The organism is Bacillus carboniphilus (genome assembly GCF_020524035.2).
In the GTDB taxonomy this organism is placed as follows: Bacteria; Bacillota; Bacilli; order Bacillales; family JAIVKR01; genus Bacillus_CC.
In genome coordinates, this window is record NZ_CP129013.1 from 2,822,905 (window position 1) to 2,846,637 (window position 23,733).

Below are 23,733 nucleotides of genomic sequence, written 5' to 3' on the forward strand. Positions count from 1 at the left end.
AAGGCAAGTTAAAACCGGAAGATTAAAAGGGAGGTAGGCCCCTTGCTAGATGTAAATAACTTTGAGTATATGAACATCGGTCTCGCATCACCTGATAAAATTCGTTCATGGTCCCATGGTGAAGTAAAAAAACCAGAAACAATTAACTATCGTACATTAAAACCTGAAAAAGACGGTCTGTTTTGTGAGCGTATCTTTGGTCCAACAAAGGATTGGGAATGTCATTGCGGGAAATATAAACGGGTTCGGTATAAGGGTGTCGTTTGTGATAGATGTGGTGTAGAAGTGACAAGAGCAAAGGTTCGCAGGGAAAGAATGGGGCACATTGAGTTAGCTGCTCCTGTCTCTCACATATGGTATTTCAAAGGAATACCTAGTCGAATGGGACTTGTTTTAGATATGTCTCCTCGAGCGTTAGAAGAAGTCATTTACTTTGCGTCATATGTCGTTACAGACATTGGTGATACACCTCTTGAGAAAAAACAGCTATTGTCTGAAAAAGAATATCGAACATACCGTGAAAAGTATGGAACGACATTCCAAGCATCTATGGGTGCAGAGGCTATAAAAAAATTATTGCAAGACATTGACCTTGAAAAAGAGGTTGATGTTTTAAAAGAAGATTTAAAGACCTCACAAGGACAAAGAAGAACTAGAGCAATTAAAAGATTAGAAGTTATTGAGTCGTTTCGTGGCTCGAGCAATGACCCTGACTGGATGATATTGGATGTATTGCCAGTTATACCACCAGAGCTCCGTCCTATGGTGCAATTAGATGGAGGTAGATTTGCGACTTCTGACTTAAATGATCTATATCGAAGGGTAATTAACCGAAATAATCGTCTAAAACGATTGTTAGATTTGGGTGCTCCAAGCATCATTGTTCAAAATGAGAAGAGGATGCTTCAAGAAGCTGTAGATGCCTTAATAGATAACGGTCGTCGTGGAAGACCTGTGACAGGACCGGGTAACCGACCATTAAAATCTCTTTCACATATGTTAAAGGGTAAACAAGGTCGTTTCCGTCAAAATCTTTTAGGGAAACGTGTTGATTATTCAGGGCGTTCAGTTATTGTTGTAGGTCCTAACCTTAAGATGTATCAATGTGGTTTACCGAAAGAAATGGCGTTAGAATTGTTTAAACCATTTGTAATGAGAGAACTAGTATCAAAACAGCTAGCTCATAACATTAAAAGTGCAAAGCGTAAAATAGAACGATTACATTCAGAAGTATGGGATGTCTTAGAAGAAGTCATTAAAGAACATCCTGTGTTGCTAAACCGTGCACCTACGCTTCATAGATTAGGGATACAGGCGTTTGAACCTACATTAGTAGAAGGAAGAGCGATTCGCCTACACCCACTTGTATGTACCGCTTATAATGCTGACTTTGATGGTGACCAAATGGCGGTTCACGTACCATTAGCTGCAGAAGCACAAGCAGAGGCTCGAATTTTGATGCTTGCAGCTCAAAACATCTTGAACCCAAAAGATGGAAAACCTGTTGTTACACCGTCTCAAGATATGGTATTAGGTAACTACTACTTAACACTTGAACGTGCTGGAGCGATTGGTGAAGGAATGGTTTTTAAAAACAGTGATGAAGCCCTTATTGCATACCAAAATGGGTATGTTCACTTACATTCTCGAATTGCAATTGCTGCTTCATCTTTACAAAATCAAACATTTACAGAAGAGCAAAACAAACAGTTGCTTGTAACAACTGTCGGAAAGCTTATTTTCAATGAAATTCTTCCTGAATCGTTCCCTTACATGAATGAACCGACGACGGGGAATATTGCTGAAAAGACGCCAGAGAAATATTTTGTTGATCCGACAACAAATGTGAAGGAATTTATTGCTGAACAAGAGACGGTTTTACCATTTAAAAAAGGTATTTTAGGTAAGATTATTGCTCAAGTATTTAAGCAGTTCCATATTACCGAAACATCTAAAATGTTAGATCGCTTAAAAGACTTAGGATTTAAATATTCAACAAAAGCAGGTATTACAGTAGGGGTTTCAGATATTATTGTTCTTGCAGAAAAACAAGAAATTATTGATGAACTCAGAAAAAAGTTGATAATATCCATAAACAGTTTAAAAGAGGTTTGATCACGGAAGATGAAAGATATGACCGAGTCATCTCGATTTGGAGTTCTGCTAAAGATAGAATCCAAAGCAAGCTGATGAAATCGTTAGATCGTACAAATCCAATCTTTATGATGAGTGATTCAGGTGCTCGTGGTAACGCATCTAACTTCACACAGCTCGCGGGTATGCGCGGATTGATGGCCAACCCGGGCTGGACGAATCATTGAGTTACCAATTAAATCAAGCTTCCGAGAAGGCTTAACAGTGTTGGAGTACTTTATCTCAACTCATGGTGCTCGTAAAGGTCTTGCAGATACAGCTTTAAAAACAGCGGATTCGGGTTATTTAACAAGACGTCTTGTTGATGTTGCTCAAGATGTAATTATCCGCGAAGAAGACTGTGGAACAGATCGAGGTCTTCTAGCTAAATCAATAAAAGAAGGCAATGAAATCATTGAAAAGCTTGAAGAAAGAATTGTTGGTAGACATGCTAGAAGAACAATCTATCATCCAGAAACGGGAGAAGTCGTTGCAGAGGAAAACGATCTTATTACTGAAGATCTAACTACACAAATCATTGACTTAGGTATTGAAGAAGTCTGGATTCGTTCTGCGTTTACTTGTAATACGCGTCATGGAGTATGTAAAAAATGCTACGGGCGTAACTTAGCAACTGGAACGGAAGTTGAAGTAGGAGAAGCTGTAGGAATTATAGCTGCTCAATCAATTGGTGAACCAGGTACACAGTTGACGATGCGTACGTTCCATACAGGTGGAGTTGCTGGGGATGATATCACCCAAGGTTTACCTCGTATTCAAGAATTGTTTGAAGCCCGTAATCCGAAAGGGCAAGCGGTTATCTCTGAAATTGATGGTGTTATAGCTGATATCAATGAAGTTCGAGATAAGCAACAAGAAATTGTTATTCAAAATGCAGTAGAAACTAGATCGTACACCGCTCCTTTTAATGCTCGTTTAAAGCTAACTAAAGGTGATGAAGTAAAGCGTGGGCAAGAGATTACAGAAGGTTCTGTTGATCCTAAAGAACTATTAAAGGTAACAGATATTACCGCTGTTCAGGAATACCTCTTGAGAGAAGTTCAAAAGGTTTACCGTATGCAAGGTGTTGAAATTGGTGATAAACACGTAGAGGTAATGGTCAGACAAATGCTGAAAAAAGTGAGAGTAATTGATCCGGGTGATACAGATGTACTTCCAGGTACTCTTTTAGATATCCATCAATTTACCGATGCGAATAGAAAAGTCCTTCTAAAAGGCGAACAGCCTGCGACAGGAAAACCTGTATTGTTAGGAATCACAAAAGCATCGCTTGAAACAGAATCATTCTTATCAGCTGCTTCATTCCAAGAAACAACACGTGTACTAACAGACGCTGCGATTAAGGGTAAACGTGATGAATTATTAGGATTAAAAGAAAATGTAATTATTGGTAAACTTGTACCCGCTGGTACAGGGATGCAACGCTATCGTAAAGCAATGCCAGTAAAAACGGATATTGAAACTGAAGATACTGTTACCGTCGACTAACAGTGGCCCTAAAAAGAGATGGATTGTTTACATGTTATCAATAGAAAGTACCATAACTTGTTGACATCCATCTCTATGGGTGATATTATATTCAAGGTGCTCAATGTAACACCTGTTACTTTGGAGGATATGCTGTGTCTTATGAAAAAGTATCACAGGCAAAAAGAATAATTATTGGTACAAAGCAAACAGTAAAAGCCTTAAAAAATAACCATGTAATAGAGTTAGTTATTGCAAGCGATGCAGATCCAAGGATTACTGTGAAAGTAGTCGAACTAGCGAAGCAGCATAACATCCCTATATCAAAGGTTTCTTCAATGAAAAAGCTTGGTAAAGCTTGTGGAATTGAAGTGGGTGCTTCTACTGTGGCAATATTAAAGTAAAATCTGTTTTTGTAGATTAAACTACAAAAACTTTGTTTTTGCTTAATTATGAACCACCTGGATGTGTGGGACTAAACAACAAGAAGGGAGGATCTTTTTAATGCCTACTATTAATCAATTAGTACGTAAGGGTCGTGTAACTAAACTTAAAAAATCTGACTCTCCTGCGTTAAACAAAGGTTATAACAGCTTCAAAAAAGCTCAAACGAATCTTTCATCACCGCAAAAACGTGGCGTTTGTACTCGTGTAGGAACAATGACTCCGAAAAAGCCAAACTCAGCGTTACGTAAATATGCTCGTGTTCGTTTAACAAACGGAATTGAAGTGACTGCATATATTCCTGGAATCGGCCATAACCTACAAGAGCATAGTGTTGTTCTTATTCGTGGAGGACGAGTAAAAGACTTACCAGGGGTACGTTATCATATTGTTCGTGGTGCGTTAGATACTGCGGGCGTTGATGGACGTATGCAAGGTCGTTCAAAATATGGTACGAAGAGACCGAAAAAAAGCAAGTAATAGATTAGATTAAAAGAAAGGAGGAAACTATTATGCCTCGTAAAGGTCCAGTTGCAAAAAGAGATGTATTACCAGATCCGATTTACAACTCAAAATTAGTAACTCGTTTAATTAACAAAATTATGATCGATGGAAAGCGCGGTAAAGCACAGACCATCCTTTATAATGCACTAGAGCTTGTTAAAGAACGTACAGGAAATGATCCGATGGAAGTGTTTGAACAAGCACTTAAAAACATCATGCCTGTTCTTGAAGTTAAAGCTCGTCGTGTAGGTGGATCTAACTATCAAGTACCTGTAGAAGTCCGTCCGGAGCGTCGTACAACTTTAGGTCTTCGTTGGTTAGTAAACTACTCTCGCCTTCGTGGTGAAAAAACGATGGAAGAAAGACTAGCAAATGAAATTATGGATGTTGCTAACAACACTGGTGCATCTGTTAAGAAACGTGAAGATACGCATAAGATGGCTGAAGCAAACAAAGCATTTGCTCACTATCGCTGGTAATAACAACTTCGTGTTCAAAAAGCTCAATCACCGTTACATGATTATTGGTCATGTTTAGAATTGATCTTTTTGAACACTTTATTAAAAAAACCTTATAGAAAGGAGAAATACATCCTATGGCAAGAGAGTTCTCCTTAGAAAAGACTCGAAATATCGGTATCATGGCTCATATTGATGCTGGTAAAACAACAACAACAGAACGAGTATTATTTTACACTGGTCGTATCCATAAAATTGGTGAAACTCATGAAGGGGCTTCACAAATGGACTGGATGGCACAAGAGCAGGAGCGTGGGATTACAATCACATCAGCTGCAACAACTGCTCAATGGAAGGGCCACCGTATTAATATCATTGATACGCCTGGACACGTAGACTTTACAGTGGAGGTAGAACGTTCCCTTCGTGTATTAGATGGCGCAGTTGCTGTTTTAGATGCACAATCCGGAGTTGAACCTCAAACTGAAACCGTTTGGCGTCAGGCTACTACATATGGCGTTCCACGTGTAGTTTTTATTAATAAAATGGATAAAATCGGTGCTGACTTCCTTTATTCAACAGGTACATTGAAAGACCGCTTACAAGCTAATGCACACCCTATTCAATTACCAATCGGCGCTGAGGACCAATTTGAAGGTATTATCGACCTAGTAGAAATGAAAGCTTATTTCTATGAGGATGACCTAGGAACACGTGCTGATGCTCGTGACATTCCTGAAGATTACAAAGAGTTAGCTGAAGAGTATCACGGCAAGCTTATTGAAGCAGTTGCTGAACTTGATGAAGAGTTAATGATGAAATATCTTGAAGGAGAAGAAATCACAGTTGATGAATTGAAAGCTGGTATCCGTAAAGGTACTTGTGATGTGGAATTCTATCCAGTAATTTGTGGTTCTGCTTTCAAAAACAAAGGTGTACAATTGATGATCGATACAGTTATTGACTACCTTCCTTCTCCAATTGATGTAAAAGATATTAAAGGAACAATTCCTGATACAGACGAAGAAGTGACTCGTCCTTCATCGGATGATGCACCGTTTTCTGCATTAGCTTTTAAAGTAATGACAGATCCGTATGTAGGAAAACTTACTTTCTTCAGAGTATACTCTGGTACATTAAGTTCTGGATCCTATGTAGTCAACTCAACTAAAGGAAAGCGTGAACGCGTTGGACGTATTCTTCAAATGCATGCGAATTCAAGAGAAGAGATTCCAGTTGTTTACTCTGGTGATATAGCTGCAGCAGTTGGTTTGAAAGAGACAACGACAGGTGACACTTTATGTGATGAGAAAAACCTAGTTATCCTTGAATCAATGGAATTCCCAGAACCTGTTATTCACGTTGCGATTGAACCAAAATCAAAAGCAGACCAAGACAAAATGGGTATCGCCTTAGGAAAGTTAGCTGAGGAAGATCCAACATTCCGTACGCACACTGACCATGAAACAGGTCAAACCATTATTGCTGGTATGGGTGAGCTTCATTTAGATATCATCGTTGACCGTATGAAACGTGAATTTAAAGTTGAGGCTAATGTAGGCGCTCCTCAAGTTGCTTACCGTGAGACTTTCCGCCAGTCAGCACAAGTTGAAGGAAAGTTTGTTCGTCAATCTGGTGGACGTGGACAGTTTGGTCACGTTTGGATTGAGTTCTCTCCAAACGATGAAGGTGAAGGCTTCGAATTTGAAAATGCAATTGTTGGAGGGGTTGTACCTCGAGAATACATCCCAGCAGTTCAAGCGGGTCTTGAAGATGCATTAGATAATGGAGTTCTTGCTGGATATCCTTTAATTGATATTAAAGCTAAACTATATGATGGGTCTTACCATGATGTAGACTCTAACGAAATGGCGTTTAAGATTGCGGCATCCATGGCGTTGAAAAATGCTGTATCTAAGTGTAAACCTGTATTACTTGAGCCTATCATGAAGGTTGAAGTTGTTATTCCAGAGGAATATATGGGTGACATTATGGGTGATGTGACATCAAGACGTGGTCGTGTAGAAGGTATGGAAGCTAGAGGAAATGCGCAGGTAGTTCGTGCAATGGTACCTCTTGCTGAAATGTTTGGATACGCAACTGCATTACGTTCTAACACTCAAGGTCGTGGTGTATTCACAATGTTCTTTGACCACTATGAAGAAGTGCCAAAGAGTGTTTCTGAAGAAATTATTAAAAAAAATAAAGGTGAATAATTGATTTCATCCTTTTATTCAAGTATAACTACTATTGAGTAAATAGAAAGAAAGAGCTTGCTTTTCCTTTCTATTACCCTATAAATTATGATCATTTAAGGAGGATTTTTAGAATGGCTAAAGAAAAATTCGATCGTTCCAAAACACATGCCAATATCGGTACAATTGGACACGTTGACCATGGTAAAACTACATTAACTGCAGCAATCACTACAGTACTTCATAAGAAATCAGGTTCAGGTACAGCAATGGCTTATGACCAAATTGATGGTGCTCCAGAAGAGCGCGAGCGTGGAATTACAATTTCTACAGCTCACGTTGAGTATGAAACTGACTCTCGTCACTATGCACACGTTGACTGCCCAGGACATGCTGACTACGTTAAAAACATGATCACTGGTGCTGCTCAAATGGACGGAGCTATCCTAGTTGTATCTGCAGCTGATGGCCCAATGCCACAAACTCGTGAACACATTCTTTTATCTCGTCAAGTAGGTGTACCATACATCGTTGTATTCTTAAACAAATGTGATATGGTTGATGACGAAGAGCTTCTTGAATTAGTAGAAATGGAAGTTCGTGATCTACTTTCTGAGTATGATTTCCCTGGTGACGATGTACCAGTAATCAAAGGTTCAGCTCTTAAAGCTCTTGAAGGAGATGCTGATTGGGAAGCGAAAATCTTTGAACTTATGGATGCTGTAGATGACTACATCCCAACTCCAGAACGTGATACTGAAAAACCATTCATGATGCCTGTTGAGGACGTATTCTCTATTACAGGTCGTGGTACAGTTGCGACTGGTCGTGTTGAACGCGGTCAAGTAAAAGTTGGAGATGAAATTGAAATCATCGGACTTGCAGAAGAGCCTTCAAAAACAACTGTAACAGGTGTAGAAATGTTCCGTAAGCTTCTTGATTATGCTGAAGCTGGAGACAACATCGGTGCTTTATTACGTGGTGTTTCTCGTGAAGATATCAACCGTGGACAAGTACTTGCTAAACCAGGTACAATCACTCCACACACGAAGTTCAAAGCGGAAGTTTATGTTCTTTCTAAAGAAGAAGGTGGCCGTCATACTCCATTCTTCACAAACTACCGCCCACAGTTCTACTTCCGTACAACTGACGTAACTGGAATCGTAAACCTTCCTGAAGGTGTAGAAATGGTTATGCCTGGAGATAACGTTGAAATGTCAATCGACCTTATCTCTCCAATCGCGATCGAAGAAGGAACTAAGTTCTCTATTCGTGAAGGTGGACGTACAGTAGGTGCTGGAGTAGTAGCAACTATTACTGAATAATATATGCATTAAAAAAAACGTACTCTTTGAAAAGGGTACGTTTTTTTATGGCTTTTTTACAGAGTAAGAAAGTATAAAAAATCTGTCCTTATTCGGAGGGTGCTATTATTTTTGTCTAGCTCCAGCGCCAGCGAAGGGTAGCGCTTTCGAAGCACACGATGTGCAAGCATCATCGTTGCCTACACGACGTGGCTGAACTTAGTAGATCCTCCGCTTTCGGGCTTTTCGTGTTTCCTTTATCTGATACGGCGATGCCCAGGACGGGCTAGCGTCAACGTTAGTTCGCGCGTCGTGACTGTACTTAGTTGACGTTCCTTTCCCCCTTCGTTGCTAAACGGACGCTTGCGTTTTTCTTATCATTAATATTTACACAAGTGAAGAAATGTTGCCTCATTATAAATTGGAAAAATAAGATTCTTGTATAGTGGTTGAAATTATCACGAAGTCATAATATACTAGGTTCCGTCATCATTATGAAAAGATTTAAGATTTTCTTGCACCAACGAATAAATTTATGTATAATATTTAATGTTGGTCTTAGACTGCGATGACGTGAGAGGTTGCTGATACACCCGGCCGCTTTGCCATGGCGGAGGTTCAGGAAATTCTCACTGAGAATTGTCTATCATAAATAGGCGTAAAGGAGGGAAAATAATGGCAAAACAAAAGATTCGTATTCGTTTAAAAGCATATGATCACAGAATCCTTGATCAATCTGCAGAAAAGATTGTTGAAACAGCAAAACGTTCAGGTGCAAGCGTATCAGGGCCAATCCCGTTACCAACTGAAAAATCTGTTTACACAATCCTACGTGCGGTGCACAAATATAAAGATTCTCGCGAACAGTTTGAAATGCGTACACATAAACGTCTAATAGATATTGTTAATCCAACACCACAGACGGTTGATGCATTAATGCGTCTTGACTTACCATCAGGTGTGGACATTGAAATCAAATTATAATTATTAATATGAAAGAATATTTAGGAGGTGTGACTCATGACCAAAGGAATCTTAGGTAGAAAAATAGGAATGACTCAAGTATTTGCTGAAAACGGCGACTTAATCCCTGTGACGGTAATTGAAGCTACTCCAAACGTCGTTCTTCAAAAGAAGAATACTGATACAGATGGCTACGATGCTGTTCAATTAGGTTTTGAAGATAAACGTGAAAAGCTATCAAACAAACCTGAACAAGGCCACGTTGCAAAAGCAAATACTGCACCTAAGCGCTTCATTCGTGAGATCCGTGAAGCTACTGGTGAGTTTGAACTTGGTCAAGAAGTCAAAGTTGATATTTTCTCAGATGGAGAAATTGTAGATGTAACAGGTGTTTCTAAAGGTAAAGGGTTCCAAGGTGCGATCAAGCGTCATAATCAATCTAGAGGACCTATGTCACACGGTTCCCGTTATCACCGTCGCCCAGGATCAATGGGTCCGACTGCACCAAACCGTGTATTTAAATCTAAAGCACTCCCAGGACGTATGGGTGGAGAAAGAGTCTCTATTCAAAACCTTGAGATCGTTAAAGTGGATGCAGAACGTAATCTTCTATTAATTAAAGGAAACGTTCCAGGGCCTAAAAAATCTTTAGTTGAAGTGAGATCTGCAACTAAAGCTAACTAATTTCATAGGAAAGGAGGAAAACAATAATGCTAAAAGTTGCATTATATAACCAAAGCGGTTCTGAAATCGGTGAAGTTGAATTAAATGATTCAGTATTTGGTGTGGAACCAAATGAATCGGTATTGTACGAAGCGATCATTATGCAAAGAGCTTCTCTACGACAAGGAACACATAAAGTTAAAAACCGTTCAGAAGTGAAAGGTGGAGGTCGTAAGCCATGGCGTCAAAAGGGTACAGGACGTGCTCGTCAAGGTTCTATTAGATCCCCACAATGGCGTGGTGGTGGTACTGTATTTGGTCCAACTCCTCGTTCATATTCATATAAGCTTCCTAAGAAAGTTCGTCGTCTAGCAATTAAATCTGCACTTTCTACAAAGGTAAATGAAAATAGCCTAGTAGTTCTTGAAGATTTAACTTTTGCTGCACCTAAGACGAAAGAAATGAAAACAGTCCTTAACAGCCTTTCAGTAGAAAAGAAAGCACTTATTGTGACTGCAGACTTCAATGAGGCTGTTTCATTATCTGCACGTAATATTCCTGGTGTTACGGTTGTAACGACAGAGGGTATTAATGTTTTAGATGTCATTAATCATGACAAATTACTAATGACTAAAGCTGCTGTTGAAAAAGTAGGGGAGGTGCTTTCATAATGAAGGACTTACGTGATATCATTAAGCGCCCCGTTATTACAGAACGTTCAAGTGATCTAATGGCTGATAGATCTTATACTTTTGAAGTGGATGTTAAAGCGAACAAAACTGAAGTTAAAGATGCGATTGAATCCATCTTTGGTGTAAAAGTTGAGAGAGTAAACATCATGAACTATAAAGGTAAGGCTAAAAGAGTAGGACGCTATACAGGTTTTACTAACAAACGTAAAAAAGCGATTGTTAAGCTTACTGAAGATAGCAAAGAACTAGAATTATTTGAAGTTTAATAATTAAAAAAGGAGGGAAAAAGGATGGCGATTAAAAAGTATAAACCAACCTCAAATGGTCGTCGTGGAATGACGGTTTCAGACTTTGCTGAAATCACTACCGACAAACCAGAAAAATCGTTACTTTCACCGCTTTATAAAAAAGCAGGTCGTAACAACCAAGGAAAAATTACTGTACGTCATCAAGGTGGCGGACATAAACGCCAATATCGTATCATCGATTTCAAGCGTGATAAAGATGGTATACCAGGCCGCGTTGCTACAATCGAATACGATCCAAACCGCTCAGCAAACATTGCATTAGTTCATTATGCTGATGGGGAGAAACGCTATATTTTAGCTCCAAAAAACATAACTGTTGGAACGGAAATTATGTCTGGTGTTGAATCAGATATTAAAGTGGGTAATGCATTACCGCTTGCGAATATCCCGGTCGGAACAGTTATTCACAACATTGAGTTAAAACCAGGAAAAGGCGGACAGCTTGTACGTTCAGCTGGAACATCTGCACAAGTACTAGGTAAAGAAGGTAAATATGTTCTTGTACGTTTGAACTCAGGTGAAGTTCGTATGATTCTTGCAACATGCCGTGCTACTATCGGTCAAGTTGGTAACGAACAGCATGAACTTATTAATATAGGTAAAGCTGGACGTTCTCGTTGGTTAGGCAAGCGCCCAACTGTTCGTGGTTCTGTTATGAACCCTAACGATCACCCACACGGTGGTGGTGAAGGACGTGCGCCAATCGGACGTAAATCACCAATGTCTCCATGGGGTAAACCAACACTTGGATATAAGACACGTAAGAAGAGCAAAGGATCAGATAAGTTCATCGTACGTCGTCGTAAAAAATAACCGTGTTGTTCTACGGTTCAAAAGGGCCGTAGCGCAATCACGAAGGGAGGTACAAACATGGGTCGTAGCCTAAAAAAAGGACCATTCGTAGATGATCATCTTATGAATAAGATTGAAAAACTAAACGAAACAGATAAAAAACAAGTAGTGAAAACTTGGTCTCGTCGTTCAACAATCTTCCCAAATTTTATCGGTCATACTGTTGCTGTATATGATGGACGTAAACATGTACCGGTTTATATTACAGAAGATATGGTAGGACACAAGTTAGGTGAATTTGCACCTAGCCGTACGTATAAAGGTCATGCAAATGACGATAAAAAAACTAGACGTTAATGAGAGGAGGCATATACATGCAAGCTAAAGCTGTCGCAAGAACAGTAAGAATTGCTCCTCGTAAAGCTCGTATTGTAATTGATTTGATTCGAGGTAAGCAAGTAGGTGAAGCTATCGCTATTTTGCGTCATACTCCAAAAGCAGCTTCTCCAATTATTGAAAAAGTTTTAAATTCTGCTATTGCAAATGCTGAACATAATTACGAAATGGACGTAAACACATTAGTGATTAATGAAGCTTTTGTTGATGAAGGACCAACACTAAAACGTTTCCGTCCTCGTGCAATGGGTAGAGCTAGCCAAATAAACAAACGTACTAGCCACATTACAATCGTGGTATCTGAAAAGAAGGAGGGATAATACGTGGGTCAAAAAGTTAATCCAGTCGGTCTTCGTATAGGTGTCATTCGTGATTGGGATTCTAGATGGTATGCTGGAAAAGACTATGCAGATCTTCTCCATGAAGACATCAAAATTCGTGAATATATCAATAAACGTTTACATGACGCTTCAGTATCTCGCGTTGAGATCGAGCGTGCGGCTAACCGCGTAAACATCTCAATTCATACTGCTAAACCAGGAATGGTTATTGGTAAAGGCGGTACAGAAGTTGAAGCTCTTCGTAAAGCTTTAAATAAATTAACCGGAAAAAGAGTTCATATCAACATTCTTGAAGTTAAGAAAGCGGATATGGATGCTAAACTAGTAGCAGAGAACATTGCTCGTCAACTTGAGAATCGTGCTTCTTTCCGTCGTGTACAAAAGCAAGCAATCCAACGTGCTATGCGTTCTGGTGCTAAAGGAATCAAAACGATGGTATCTGGTCGTCTTGGTGGAGCTGATATTGCTCGTGCTGAGTACTATAGTGAAGGAACAGTACCATTACACACTCTTCGTGCTGACATCGATTACGGAACAGCAGAAGCTGATACAACTTACGGTAAATTAGGAATCAAAGTATGGATCTATCGTGGTGAGGTTCTTCCTACTAAGAAGGAAACTAAGGAAGGAGGAAAATAATAATGTTATTACCTAAACGTGTAAAATACCGTCGTGAACATCGTGGTAAAATGCGTGGTCGTGCTAAAGGTGGAACAGAAGTTCATTTCGGTGAATATGGCCTTCAATCACTTGAAGCATCATGGATTACAAACCGTCAAATTGAAGCGGCTCGTATTGCAATGACTCGTTACATGAAACGTGGCGGTAAAGTATGGATTAAAATTTTCCCATCTAAACCTTACACTGCGAAACCATTAGAAGTTCGAATGGGTTCTGGTAAAGGAGCTCCTGAAGGTTGGGTAGCTGTCGTTAAACCTGGGAAAATTCTTTTTGAAATATCAGGTGTATCAGAAGAAGTTGCAAGAGAAGCGTTACGTCTTGCATCACATAAATTACCTGTAAAAACTAAGTTCGTAAAACGTGAAGAAATTGGTGGTGAATCAAATGAAGGCTAATGAGATCCGAGATCTAACCACTGCCGAAATTGAACAAAATGTAAAAACTCTTAAAGAGGAATTATTTAACCTAAGATTCCAACTTGCTACAGGTCAGCTAGAAAATACAGCTCGCATTCGTGAAGTTCGTAAATCGATTGCTCGAATGAAAACGATTATTCATCAACGCGAAATGGCTGCAAAATAATATGATATTGAGAGGAGGTTTGCCTCATGAGTGAACGCAATCAGCGTAAAGTTTATACTGGACGTGTTGTCTCTGACAAAATGGATAAAACCATCACGGTACTAGTAGAAACGTATAAAAAACACCCATTATATGGCAAGCGCGTAAAGTACTCTAAGAAATTTAAAGCTCATGATGAAAACAACCAAGCGAAAATTGGAGATGTTGTTCGCATCATGGAAACACGTCCACTTTCAGCCACTAAGCGATTTCGTTTAGTAGAAGTTATTGAAGAGGCTGTTATTATCTAATAAATAGTTCGGGTAGTAAGTCCGAAAGGAGGTAATGGGACATGATTCAACAAGAATCACGTTTGAAAGTTGCGGATAACTCTGGTGCTCGTGAAATTTTAACGATTAAAGTCCTTGGTGGCTCTGGTCGTAAAACAGCAAACATCGGAGATGTTATTGTTGGTACGGTGAAACAAGCAACACCAGGAGGCGTTGTTAAAAAGGGTGACGTCGTAAAAGCAGTTATTGTACGTACTAAGAGTGGAGCGCGTCGTACAGACGGTTCTTACATTAAATTTGACGAAAATGCTTGCGTCGTTATTCGTGATGATAAGAGTCCACGAGGTACTCGTATCTTTGGACCAGTTGCTCGTGAACTTCGTGAAAACAACTTCATGAAGATTGTATCACTTGCTCCAGAAGTACTTTAATATAACTAAACCTTTACTAAGGAGGTGCAACTAGGATGCATGTGAAAAAAGGAGATAAAGTAATGGTGATCTCTGGTAAGGATAAAGGAAAACAAGGTCGAATCCTTGAAGCTTATCCTAAAAAGGATCGCGTGCTTGTTGAAGGTGTGAATATCGTCAAGAAACATTCAAAACCATCTCAAGCAAATCCACAGGGTGGAATTTTAACTCAAGAATCACCAATTCATGTATCAAATGTCATGCCGTTAGATCCTAAATCAGGCGAGGTTACTCGCGTTGGATATAAAGTCGAGGGTGGCAAAAAAGTGCGTGTTGCTAAAAAATCTGGTGAAAAATTAGATAAATAGGAAGGGAGGTCTACATTTTGAACCGCCTTAAAGATAAGTATCAAAAAGACATTACACCTGCTCTAATGAGCAAGTTTGAATATAAATCAGTGATGCAAGTTCCGAAAATCGAAAAGATTGTAATCAATATGGGTGTTGGTGATGCTGTGCAAAACTCAAAAGCTCTTGATAGCGCAGTGGAAGAACTAACGCTAATAGCTGGTCAAAAACCATTGATTACTAAAGCGAAAAAGTCAATTGCAGGTTTCCGCTTGCGTGAAGGGATGCCAATTGGTGCAAAAGTAACGCTTCGTGGAGAGCGTATGTATGAATTCTTTGACAAACTAATTGCTGTTGCTTTACCTCGTGTACGTGACTTTAGAGGGATTTCTAAGAAATCTTTTGACGGTCGTGGTAACTACACATTAGGTGTTAAAGAACAATTGATCTTCCCTGAAATTGATTACGATAAAGTAACGAAAGTACGCGGTATGGATATTGTAATTGTAACTACTGCAAATTCAGACGAAGAAGCTCGTGAATTGCTAACTCAATTCGGCATGCCGTTTCAAAAATAATCGCTAAGGGAGGCGACATTGTGGCTAAAAAATCAATGATAGCGAAACAAAAGCGCGAGCAAAAGTTTAAAGTGCGCGAGTATACACGTTGTGAGCGTTGTGGTCGTCCACATTCAGTTATTCGTAAGTTTAAGCTTTGCCGTATTTGTTTCCGTGAACTAGCATATAAAGGTCAAATACCAGGCGTTAAGAAAGCTAGCTGGTAAAGGCTTATAAAAAGGAAGGAGGTCAAAAGTTATGGTTATGACAGATCCAATTGCTGATTTACTAACTCGCATCCGTAATGCGAACATGGTACGTCATGAGAAGTTAGAACTTCCTGCTTCAAAAATTAAGCATGAAATTGCTCAAATCTTAAAGCGTGAAGGTTTTATCCGTGATGTAGAATTTATTGAGGATAACAAACAAGGTATGCTTCGTATCTTCTTAAAATACGGTGCAAATAATGAACGTGTAATTACAGGTATTAAACGTATTAGTAAACCAGGTCTTCGCGTTTATGCAAAAGCTGACGAAGTTCCTCGCGTTTTAAACGGATTAGGTATTGCTATTGTTTCTACATCTCAAGGTGTTTTAACTGATAAAGAAGCTCGTGCAAAACAAGCTGGTGGAGAAGTATTAGCGTACGTTTGGTAATAAGTTGACATGAATGGAGGTGTAATGAATGTCTCGTATAGGTAAAAAGTTACTAGAGATTCCTTCTGGCGTAACCATTACAATTAGTGCTGAAAATGCAGTAACAGTAAAAGGACCAAAAGGTGAATTATCTCGTAAGTTTAGTCCAGATATGGAAATCAAGATTGAAGATAACGTATTAACGGTCAGCCGTCCAAGTGACCATAAAGAACATCGTGCTCTTCATGGAACAACTCGTAGTATTATTGGAAACATGGTTGATGGTGTTTCTAAAGGGTTTGAAAAAAGTCTTGAATTAATCGGGGTTGGATACCGCGCATCTAAATCAGGTAAAAATCTTGTTTTAAATGTTGGTTATTCACATCCAGTTGAAATCGTACCTGAAGAAGGAATTGAAATTGACGTTCCTTCGCAAACAAAGGTTGTTGTAAAAGGTACAGATAAAGAACGTGTAGGAGCGATCGCTTCTAACATTCGTGCGGTACGTCCTCCAGAGCCTTATAAAGGTAAAGGGATTCGTTACGAAGGCGAGTATGTTCGTCGCAAAGAAGGTAAAACTGCTAAGTAATATCGTTAAACGGTAGGAAAGGAGTGACGTAGATGATTACTAAGGCAAGTAAAAATGTTGTTCGTAAAAAAAGACATGCACGTGTTCGTTCTAACCTATCAGGAACAGCAACGCGTCCTCGTTTAAATGTTTTTCGTTCAAATAAACACATATACGCACAAGTGATTGATGATATGAATCAAGTAACACTTGCTAGCGCTTCAACACTTGATAAAGATTTAGCATTGGATTCTAAAGGGAACATTGATGCTGCTGTTAAAGTTGGCGAGCTTGTTGCTAAACGTGCTCTTGATAAAGGAGTCGAAACGGTTATCTTTGATCGTGGTGGATATCTTTATCATGGACGTGTAAAAGCATTAGCGGATGCAGCTCGTGAAGCTGGATTGAAATTCTAATTAAAAGGAGGGAAACTAACTTGAAACGCATAGATCCGAGTAAACTAGAACTTGAAGAACGAGTAGTTACCGTCAACCGTGTTGCGAAAGTAGTAAAAGGTGGTCGTCGTTTCCGTTTTGCTGCTTTAGTCGTAGTAGGTGATAAAAACGGTCATGTAAGGTTTTGGTACTGGTAAAGCACAAGAAGTACCAGAAGCGATTCGTAAAGCTATCGAAGATGCTAAGAAAAACTTAGTTACTGTACCAATGGTAAATACAACAATTCCTCATGAGATTATTGGAGTATATGGTGCAGGGAATATCTTATTAAAACCTGCTTCTGCCGGTACCGGAGTTATCGCTGGTGGTCCAGTACGTGCGGTACTAGAACTTGCTGGAGTTCATGATATTCTTTCTAAGTCATTAGGCTCAAATACACCTATAAATATGATTCGTGCTACAATCGAAGGTCTTAAGCATTTGAAAAAAGCTGAAGATGTTGCAAAACTTCGTGGTAAAACTGTAGAAGAACTGTTAGGATAAGGAGGGATTTAACATGGCAAAAAAAATAGCAATTACCCTCACTCGCAGTGTCATTGGTCGTCCAGAAAATCAACGTGTGACTGTTAAAACACTTGGTCTTAACAAACTGAACCAAACTGTTATACATGAAGATAATGCTGCAATTCGTGGTATGGTCAATAAGGTATCACACTTAGTGAAGGTTGAAGAACAGTAAGACCGTAACAATTCTTAAGGAGGTGTCTCATAAATGAAACTTCATGAACTAAAACCAACAGAGGGTTCACGTAAAGAACGTAATCGTGTCGGTCGTGGTACTGGGTCTGGTAATGGTAAAACATCTGGAAGAGGTCATAAGGGTCAAAAAGCTCGTTCGGGTGGAGGCGTTCGCCCAGGTTTTGAAGGTGGTCAGCTTCCTCTATTCAAACGTTTACCAAAACGTGGTTTTACAAACATTAACAGAAAAGAGTATGCCATCGTCAATATCGAAACATTAAATCGTTTCAATGATGGAGATGAAATTACTCCAGAGCTTCTTTTAGAAGTAGGTTTAGTTAGCAAACTAAATGCTGGGATAAAGGTTCTTGGTAACGGTAAGCTTGAAAAGAAACTTTCTGTCAAAGCCAATAAGTTTTCAGCTTCTGCTAAAGAAGCTATAGAAAGTGCTGGCGGCACAACAGAGGTGATTTAATGTTTAAAACAATCTCCAATTTTATGCGCGTGGGTGATATACGAAATAAAATCATATTCACCCTTTTAATGTTAGTCGTGTTTCGTATTGGTACATTTATTCCTGTACCGCACGTAAATGCCGATGTTTTGAAAATGCAAGATGATGTGAGTGTTTTTGGAGTTCTGAATACTTTTGGTGGAGGAGCTCTTCAAAACTTTTCATTGTTTGCTATGGGAATTATGCCTTACATTACCGCTTCAATTATTATTCAATTGTTGCAAATGGATGTAGTACCTAAGCTCACTGAATGGTCAAAACAGGGAGAAGTAGGAAGACGTAAGATCGCTCAGTTAACTCGTTACGGTACGATCATACTAGGTTTTATCCAAGCGTTAGGAATGTCCTACGGTTTTAATACAATGGTAGGTGGGATGCTGATCGAAGATCCTGGTATTACTACCTACTTGATTATTGCTCTAGTTCTTACGGCTGGTACGGCGTTCTTAATGTGGTTAGGTGAACAAATCACTTCCAAAGGTGTAGGGAATGGAATCTCTATTATCATCTTTGCAGGAATCGTGTCTGCTATTCCTACTACAGTAAACCAGTATTTTAGTCAGCAATTTGTTGATGCTGGTGATCAATTGTTCATACGAATTGTTACTGTACTACTCATCGTATTAGCAATCATTGCAGTAACTGTCGCAGTCATCTTTGTGCAACAAGCACTTAGAAAAATTCCAATTCAATATTCAAAACGAGCAGGTGGAAATGCACAAGTAGGAAACCATTCTACTCACTTACCTTTAAAAGTGAATGCAGCAGGAGTTATTCCGGTAATCTTTGCGGTATCCTTTATTATCACACCTCAAACGATTGCTTCATTCTTCGGTTCAAATGATGTTACAGACTTTATTAGAAATACATTTGATTATACACAACCGATTGGAATGATCATCTATGTTGCTTTAATTATTGCTTTTACGTATTTTTACACGTTTGTTCAAGTTAACCCTGAGCAAATGGCTGATAATTTAAAGAAACAAGGTGGATATATTCCAGGTATCAGACCAGGGAAAAATACACAAGAGTTTGTAACGAAAGTCTTGTATCGTCTTACATTTGTAGGAGCAATCTTCCTTGCAGTGATTTCTATTCTTCCTGTGTTTTTCATTAACTTTGCGGGTCTCCCACAAAGTGCACAGATCGGTGGAACGAGTTTACTGATTGTCGTCGGTGTTGCTTTAGAGACGATGAAACAACTTGAAAGTCAACTTGTGAAACGTCATTATAAAGGCTTTATGAAAGGTTGAGGTTATGGGGCATGTCCCATTCCCTCTACTAGAGTTTGGGGGGAGGTAAGCAAATGAATTTGTTAGTAATGGGCCCACCAGGTGCTGGTAAAGGGACTCAGGCAGAGAAAATTGTTGAAAAGTATAACATCCCTCATATCTCAACAGGAGATATGTTTAGAGCTGCCATCAAGGAAGAGACAGAACTTGGTCTTAAAGCTAAATCTTTTATCGATCAAGGAGCTCTAGTCCCAGACGAAGTGACTATTGGTATTGTTCGCGAAAGATTAGGTAAAGATGACTGTAAGAAAGGTTTTCTATTAGACGGTTTTCCAAGAACAGTCGCGCAAGCTGAAGCATTAGAAAACATCTTAAATAGTTTAAATAAATCCATCGACTATGTAATAAATATTAAAGTCGACCATTCTATTCTTCTTGAACGTTTGACAGGTAGAAGAATTTGTAAAAGTTGTGGTGCTACCTATCATACATTATTCAATCCTCCTACTAAGGAAGGAATATGTGATAAGTGTGGCGGAGAGCTTTATCAACGGAATGATGATAATGAAGAAACGGTTGAAAATCGTTTGAATGTTTATGTTAAGCAAACTGAACCATTATTGAACTTCTATAAGTCAAAAGGTTATCTTAAGCATATAGACGGTCAGCAACATATTGATCATGTATTCGACTCAATTTGTCAACTTGTTGGAGGCAATGATAAATGATCATATGTAAAACTCCACGTGAGATTGAAATCATGCGTGAGGCTGGACGAATTGTTGCTTTAACTCATCAAAAGTTGAAACAAACAATTAAACCTGGTATATCAACAAAAGAGTTGGATGCAATTGCAGATAAGTTTATAAGAGAACATGATGCAATTCCTTCATTTAAAGGGTATAATGGTTTTCGCGGGAGTATATGTACCTCAGTTAATGAGGAGCTCGTTCACGGAATACCTGGCAATCGTAAACTCCAACAAGGAGATATTATTTCTATTGATATAGGTGCGAAATATGCTGGTTATCATGGAGATTCCGCTTGGACTTATGCTGTTGGGGAAATTTCAGATGATGTACAGAAGTTACTGGATGTTACTGAAAAATCTCTGTTTGCAGGTTTGAACGAAGCTAAACCTAATGAAAGGTTGTCAAACATATCCCATGCGATTCAATCTTATGTTGAGACTAATAACTTCTCAATCGTTAGAGAATATGTTGGTCATGGAGTAGGGCAGGACTTACATGAGGATCCACAAATCCCTCATTATGGACCACCTAATAAAGGGCCTCGCTTAAAGCCAGGGATGGTTTTAGCTGTTGAACCCATGGTTAACGCAGGGTCAAGGTATGTAAAAACCTTGTCAGATAATTGGACGGTTGTTACAGTTGATGGTCAATTATGTGCACACTATGAGCATACAATTGCTATAACAGAAGATGGTTATGAAATCTTAACAAAACCCTAAGTGAAGGTGATTATAGTTGATCGATCCTGACTCGAGTCCAATAGTTGGTCAGTTCGTGTTAATAAAACAAGGAAGAGAAACAGGGCAATTTGCCATTGTCGTAAAAGTCCTTGATGAACGATTTGTTTTAATTGCAGATGGAGAAAAACGAAAGTTTAATACTCCAAAGAAGAAGAATATTCAACATCTTGAATTTCTTGACCTCGTATCTCCAGAAGTTCAGAACAGTATTAAAGAAACTGGTCGTGTGACAAACGGGAAGTTACGATATGCATTAACGAAGTTTGTCAATGAGCAAGTTGCTGATTTGAAGAAGGGAGAACCATTGAATGGCTAAAGACGATGTGATTGAAGTCGAAGGTAAGGTAATCGAAACCTTACCAAACGCGATGTTTAAAGTTGAGCTTGAAAACGGTCATACTGTTTTGGCTCATGTATCTGGTAAGATCCGTATGCACTTTATTCGTATTTTACCAGGAGATAAAGTTACAGTAGAGTTGTCCCCGTACGATCTAACTCGTGGACGTATTACGTATCGATATAAATAATTAGCACTCCGTATTACTAAGGAGGTTGAAAAGCGTGAAGGTGAGACCATCAGTAAAACCTATCTGTGAAAAATGTAAAGTCATTCGCAGAAAAGGGAAAGTAATGGTTATATGCGAAAATCCAAAGCATAAACAAAAACAAGGATAATCAAAAAGGAGGTGCGATTGAATAATGGCTCGTATCGCAGGTATAGATATCCCTCGTGAAAAACGTGTAGTAATATCTTTAACATATATCTATGGAATTGGGAAAACAACAGCACAAAAGGTACTAGCTGAGGCGGGAGTTTCTGAAGATACTCGTGTTAGAGATCTAACAGAAGATGAATTAACGAAAATTCGTGAAGTAATCGATAAGCTTAAAGTTGAAGGAGATCTTCGTCGTGAAGTTTCTTTAAACATTAAACGTCTTATCGAGATCGGTTCTTATCGTGGAATTCGTCATCGTCGTAGTTTACCAGTTAGAGGTCAAAACTCTAAAAACAATGCTCGTACAAGAAAAGGTCCTCGCCGTACAGTAGCGAATAAGAAAAAGTAGGTTGTAAGTAAAGGAGGTTAAATAATAATGGCTCGTAAAACTAATACACGTAAGCGTCGTGTGAAAAAGAATATTGAGTCTGGTATTGCTCATATTCGTTCAACTTTCAACAATACAATTGTCACAATTACAGATGTTCATGGAAATGTGATTTCATGGTCTAGTGCTGGAGCATTAGGATTCAAGGGATCTCGTAAATCTACACCGTTTGCTGCGCAAATGGCTGCAGAAACAGCGGCTAAAACATCTATGGAACACGGACTTAAAACTCTAGAAGTCACTGTAAAAGGACCTGGAGCAGGACGTGAAGCAGCGATTCGTGCATTACAAGCTGCTGGATTGGAAGTAACATCTATTCGTGATGTAACGCCAGTACCTCATAATGGATGCCGTCCACCTAAACGTCGTCGAGTGTAATTTTACTGTATAAAAATTATATCCTTGTCTATAATGGGGTATGATACGGTATTTAAACTTATTCATCAGGAATAATTTTGCACATTCGGGAACTAATGAATGGGGAATTTCGGTTAGTTGATTCTGTTGTTCCACTAGCCGGGGTTTCGACGTTTTGAAGGAGGGTTTATTTTAGATGATCGAGATTGAAAAACCAAAAATTGAAACCGTTGAAATCAGCGATGATGCCAAGTATGGTAAATTCGTCGTCGAACCACTTGAGCGTGGATATGGTACAACATTGGGTAACTCCTTACGTCGTATACTCATATCCTCACTCCCTGGTGCTGCTATAACTACCATTCAAATCGATGGAGTATTGCATGAGTTCTCCACCGTCGAGGGTGTTGTAGAGGATGTTACTACCATCATATTGAACTTAAAGAAACTAGCTTTAAAGATCTATTCTGAAGAAGAAAAGACGCTAGAAATTGATATACAAGGTGAAGGTCCTATCACTGCTGCTGATATTACACATGATAGTGATGTAGAAATTTTAAATCCGGACCTCCATATCGCTACTTTGGCTGAGAATTCACATCTTCGTATGAGAATGACTGCTGAACGTGGACGTGGGTACACACCTGCCGATTCTAATAAGCATGAAGATCAGCCGATAGGAGTTATTCCTATTGATTCAATCTTCACTCCTGTCTCTCGTGTTTCATATCAAGTTGAAAATACTAGAGTAGGTCAAATCTCTAACTATGATAAATTGGTTCTTGATGTTTGGACAGATGGAAGTATCGGTCCGAAAGAAGCCATTGCATTGGGTTCAAAAATCTTCACTGAACACTTAAACATCTTTGTTAGTTTGACAGATGAAGCGCAAAATGCAGAAATCATGGTTGAGAAGGAAGAGGATCAAAAAGAAAAAGTGCTTGAAATGACTATAGAAGAACTAGATCTTTCTGTTCGTTCATATAACTGCTTAAAACGTGCTGGAATAAATACAGTTCAAGAGTTAGCCAACAAAACAGAAGAAGACATGATGAAGGTTCGTAACTTAGGTCGCAAGTCTCTAGAAGAAGTTAAAGGGAAGTTAGAGGAGCTAGGATTAGGTCTTCGAAAAGATGACTAGTTAATGTAGTTAACTAGGTTTTTCTT

General features: G+C 39.0%; 37 protein-coding genes and 1 pseudogene. All 38 read left to right on the forward strand.

Going from position 1 to position 23,733, the window contains the following annotated elements:
- The first annotated feature begins 42 nt into the window (after positions 1–42).
- The 38 genes and pseudogenes from rpoC to LC087_RS14605 all read left to right on the forward strand — a co-directional run bounded on the left by rpoC (position 43) and on the right by LC087_RS14605 (position 23,707).
- Positions 43–2,115, forward strand: a complete 2,073-nt coding sequence (gene rpoC / locus LC087_RS14420) for a DNA-directed RNA polymerase subunit beta' (protein WP_306019669.1) — start codon at positions 43–45, stop codon at positions 2,113–2,115.
- On the forward strand, positions 2,112–2,321 hold the full coding sequence (locus LC087_RS14425; protein WP_306019670.1) for a hypothetical protein: 210 nt from the start codon (positions 2,112–2,114) through the stop codon (positions 2,319–2,321). Before rpoC ends, LC087_RS14425 begins: the two co-directional genes overlap by 4 nt.
- Positions 2,322–2,358: 37 nt before the next feature.
- Entirely contained in the window at positions 2,359–3,642 is a 1,284-nt protein-coding gene (locus LC087_RS14430; RefSeq protein ID WP_306019671.1) for a DNA-directed RNA polymerase subunit beta', read from the forward strand.
- A 134-nt stretch (positions 3,643–3,776) separates the two neighbouring features.
- A complete protein-coding gene (locus tag LC087_RS14435; RefSeq protein ID WP_226541729.1) occupies positions 3,777–4,025 on the forward strand; it encodes a 50S ribosomal protein L7ae-like protein in 249 nt (82 codons plus the stop codon).
- Between the two features lie 100 nt (positions 4,026–4,125).
- On the forward strand, positions 4,126–4,545 hold the full coding sequence (gene rpsL / locus LC087_RS14440; protein ID WP_226541731.1) for a 30S ribosomal protein S12: 420 nt from the start codon (positions 4,126–4,128) through the stop codon (positions 4,543–4,545).
- 32 nt (positions 4,546–4,577) lie between these two features.
- Positions 4,578–5,048: a 30S ribosomal protein S7 gene (gene rpsG / locus LC087_RS14445; RefSeq protein ID WP_306019672.1), complete on the forward strand. Its 471-nt coding sequence runs from the start codon at positions 4,578–4,580 to the stop codon at positions 5,046–5,048.
- Positions 5,049–5,164: 116 nt separating this feature from the next.
- Positions 5,165–7,243 carry an elongation factor G gene (gene fusA, locus LC087_RS14450; RefSeq protein WP_226541736.1) on the forward strand — a complete coding sequence of 693 codons (2,079 nt, stop codon included), beginning with the start codon at positions 5,165–5,167 and terminating at the stop codon, positions 7,241–7,243.
- A gap of 113 nt (positions 7,244–7,356) precedes the next feature.
- Positions 7,357–8,547, forward strand: coding sequence for an elongation factor Tu (gene tuf / locus LC087_RS14455; protein ID WP_226541738.1), 1,191 nt, complete (start codon positions 7,357–7,359; stop codon positions 8,545–8,547).
- Positions 8,548–9,201: 654 nt separating this feature from the next.
- Complete coding sequence (gene rpsJ, locus LC087_RS14460) at positions 9,202–9,510, forward strand: 30S ribosomal protein S10 (RefSeq protein ID WP_003156464.1); 309 nt, start codon at positions 9,202–9,204, stop codon at positions 9,508–9,510.
- 36 nt (positions 9,511–9,546) lie between these two features.
- A complete protein-coding gene (gene rplC, locus LC087_RS14465; protein ID WP_226541740.1) occupies positions 9,547–10,173 on the forward strand; it encodes a 50S ribosomal protein L3 in 627 nt (208 codons plus the stop codon).
- A gap of 26 nt (positions 10,174–10,199) precedes the next feature.
- Complete coding sequence (rplD, locus tag LC087_RS14470) at positions 10,200–10,823, forward strand: 50S ribosomal protein L4 (RefSeq protein WP_226541742.1); 624 nt, start codon at positions 10,200–10,202, stop codon at positions 10,821–10,823.
- The gene (gene rplW, locus LC087_RS14475; RefSeq protein ID WP_226541744.1) at positions 10,823–11,110 is read left to right on the forward strand and encodes a 50S ribosomal protein L23; all 288 of its coding nucleotides are present in this window, start codon (positions 10,823–10,825) and stop codon (positions 11,108–11,110) included. Before rplD ends, rplW begins: the two co-directional genes overlap by 1 nt.
- A 24-nt stretch (positions 11,111–11,134) precedes the next feature.
- A complete protein-coding gene (gene rplB, locus LC087_RS14480; protein WP_226541746.1) occupies positions 11,135–11,965 on the forward strand; it encodes a 50S ribosomal protein L2 in 831 nt (276 codons plus the stop codon).
- Between the two features lie 57 nt (positions 11,966–12,022).
- Positions 12,023–12,301: a 30S ribosomal protein S19 gene (gene rpsS, locus LC087_RS14485; RefSeq protein ID WP_226541748.1), complete on the forward strand. Its 279-nt coding sequence runs from the start codon at positions 12,023–12,025 to the stop codon at positions 12,299–12,301.
- Positions 12,302–12,318: 17 nt separating this feature from the next.
- Positions 12,319–12,660 (forward strand): 50S ribosomal protein L22, encoded by a 342-nt coding sequence (gene rplV / locus LC087_RS14490; RefSeq protein ID WP_226541750.1) that lies wholly within the window; start codon positions 12,319–12,321, stop codon positions 12,658–12,660.
- Between the two features lie 3 nt (positions 12,661–12,663).
- Positions 12,664–13,320 (forward strand): 30S ribosomal protein S3, encoded by a 657-nt coding sequence (gene rpsC / locus LC087_RS14495; protein ID WP_226541751.1) that lies wholly within the window; start codon positions 12,664–12,666, stop codon positions 13,318–13,320.
- A gap of 2 nt (positions 13,321–13,322) precedes the next feature.
- Positions 13,323–13,757: a 50S ribosomal protein L16 gene (gene rplP / locus LC087_RS14500; RefSeq protein WP_226541753.1), complete on the forward strand. Its 435-nt coding sequence runs from the start codon at positions 13,323–13,325 to the stop codon at positions 13,755–13,757.
- A complete protein-coding gene (gene rpmC, locus LC087_RS14505) occupies positions 13,747–13,944 on the forward strand; it encodes a 50S ribosomal protein L29 (RefSeq protein WP_226541755.1) in 198 nt (65 codons plus the stop codon). Before rplP ends, rpmC begins: the two co-directional genes overlap by 11 nt.
- Positions 13,945–13,970: 26 nt before the next feature.
- Positions 13,971–14,234 (forward strand): 30S ribosomal protein S17, encoded by a 264-nt coding sequence (gene rpsQ / locus LC087_RS14510; protein ID WP_226541757.1) that lies wholly within the window; start codon positions 13,971–13,973, stop codon positions 14,232–14,234.
- A gap of 41 nt (positions 14,235–14,275) precedes the next feature.
- Positions 14,276–14,644 (forward strand): 50S ribosomal protein L14, encoded by a 369-nt coding sequence (gene rplN / locus LC087_RS14515; RefSeq protein ID WP_226541758.1) that lies wholly within the window; start codon positions 14,276–14,278, stop codon positions 14,642–14,644.
- Positions 14,645–14,679: 35 nt separating this feature from the next.
- Complete coding sequence (gene rplX / locus LC087_RS14520) at positions 14,680–14,991, forward strand: 50S ribosomal protein L24 (protein ID WP_226541759.1); 312 nt, start codon at positions 14,680–14,682, stop codon at positions 14,989–14,991.
- A gap of 17 nt (positions 14,992–15,008) precedes the next feature.
- Positions 15,009–15,548: a 50S ribosomal protein L5 gene (gene rplE, locus LC087_RS14525; RefSeq protein ID WP_226541760.1), complete on the forward strand. Its 540-nt coding sequence runs from the start codon at positions 15,009–15,011 to the stop codon at positions 15,546–15,548.
- 20 nt (positions 15,549–15,568) lie between these two features.
- Positions 15,569–15,754, forward strand: a complete 186-nt coding sequence (locus LC087_RS14530) for a type Z 30S ribosomal protein S14 (RefSeq protein ID WP_226541761.1) — start codon at positions 15,569–15,571, stop codon at positions 15,752–15,754.
- Positions 15,755–15,785: 31 nt separating this feature from the next.
- Positions 15,786–16,184 carry a 30S ribosomal protein S8 gene (rpsH, locus tag LC087_RS14535; protein WP_226541762.1) on the forward strand — a complete coding sequence of 133 codons (399 nt, stop codon included), beginning with the start codon at positions 15,786–15,788 and terminating at the stop codon, positions 16,182–16,184.
- Positions 16,185–16,212: 28 nt separating this feature from the next.
- A complete protein-coding gene (rplF, locus tag LC087_RS14540) occupies positions 16,213–16,752 on the forward strand; it encodes a 50S ribosomal protein L6 (protein WP_226541763.1) in 540 nt (179 codons plus the stop codon).
- 32 nt (positions 16,753–16,784) lie between these two features.
- On the forward strand, positions 16,785–17,147 hold the full coding sequence (rplR, locus tag LC087_RS14545; protein WP_226541765.1) for a 50S ribosomal protein L18: 363 nt from the start codon (positions 16,785–16,787) through the stop codon (positions 17,145–17,147).
- Between the two features lie 20 nt (positions 17,148–17,167).
- Positions 17,168–17,669, forward strand: a pseudogene (gene rpsE / locus LC087_RS14550) (30S ribosomal protein S5).
- 13 nt (positions 17,670–17,682) lie between these two features.
- Entirely contained in the window at positions 17,683–17,865 is a 183-nt protein-coding gene (gene rpmD, locus LC087_RS14555) for a 50S ribosomal protein L30 (protein WP_226541769.1), read from the forward strand.
- A gap of 33 nt (positions 17,866–17,898) precedes the next feature.
- Positions 17,899–18,339 carry a 50S ribosomal protein L15 gene (gene rplO / locus LC087_RS14560; protein ID WP_226541771.1) on the forward strand — a complete coding sequence of 147 codons (441 nt, stop codon included), beginning with the start codon at positions 17,899–17,901 and terminating at the stop codon, positions 18,337–18,339.
- The gene (gene secY, locus LC087_RS14565) at positions 18,339–19,634 is read left to right on the forward strand and encodes a preprotein translocase subunit SecY (protein ID WP_226541773.1); all 1,296 of its coding nucleotides are present in this window, start codon (positions 18,339–18,341) and stop codon (positions 19,632–19,634) included. Before rplO ends, secY begins: the two co-directional genes overlap by 1 nt.
- A gap of 53 nt (positions 19,635–19,687) precedes the next feature.
- The gene (locus LC087_RS14570) at positions 19,688–20,341 is read left to right on the forward strand and encodes an adenylate kinase (RefSeq protein ID WP_226541775.1); all 654 of its coding nucleotides are present in this window, start codon (positions 19,688–19,690) and stop codon (positions 20,339–20,341) included.
- Positions 20,338–21,084 carry a type I methionyl aminopeptidase gene (map, locus tag LC087_RS14575; RefSeq protein WP_226541777.1) on the forward strand — a complete coding sequence of 249 codons (747 nt, stop codon included), beginning with the start codon at positions 20,338–20,340 and terminating at the stop codon, positions 21,082–21,084. Before LC087_RS14570 ends, map begins: the two co-directional genes overlap by 4 nt.
- A gap of 16 nt (positions 21,085–21,100) precedes the next feature.
- Complete coding sequence (locus LC087_RS14580) at positions 21,101–21,421, forward strand: KOW domain-containing RNA-binding protein (RefSeq protein WP_226541779.1); 321 nt, start codon at positions 21,101–21,103, stop codon at positions 21,419–21,421.
- Positions 21,414–21,632: a translation initiation factor IF-1 gene (gene infA, locus LC087_RS14585; protein WP_226541781.1), complete on the forward strand. Its 219-nt coding sequence runs from the start codon at positions 21,414–21,416 to the stop codon at positions 21,630–21,632. The genes LC087_RS14580 and infA overlap by 8 nt, the downstream gene beginning before the upstream one ends.
- 34 nt (positions 21,633–21,666) lie before the next feature.
- Positions 21,667–21,780, forward strand: a complete 114-nt coding sequence (gene rpmJ, locus LC087_RS14590) for a 50S ribosomal protein L36 (RefSeq protein ID WP_003156543.1) — start codon at positions 21,667–21,669, stop codon at positions 21,778–21,780.
- A 24-nt stretch (positions 21,781–21,804) separates the two neighbouring features.
- Positions 21,805–22,170 (forward strand): 30S ribosomal protein S13, encoded by a 366-nt coding sequence (gene rpsM / locus LC087_RS14595; protein WP_226541783.1) that lies wholly within the window; start codon positions 21,805–21,807, stop codon positions 22,168–22,170.
- A gap of 27 nt (positions 22,171–22,197) precedes the next feature.
- A complete protein-coding gene (rpsK, locus tag LC087_RS14600) occupies positions 22,198–22,587 on the forward strand; it encodes a 30S ribosomal protein S11 (protein WP_226541785.1) in 390 nt (129 codons plus the stop codon).
- A 175-nt stretch (positions 22,588–22,762) separates the two neighbouring features.
- Entirely contained in the window at positions 22,763–23,707 is a 945-nt protein-coding gene (locus LC087_RS14605) for a DNA-directed RNA polymerase subunit alpha (protein ID WP_226541788.1), read from the forward strand.
- The last annotated feature ends 26 nt before the right edge of the window (positions 23,708–23,733 follow it).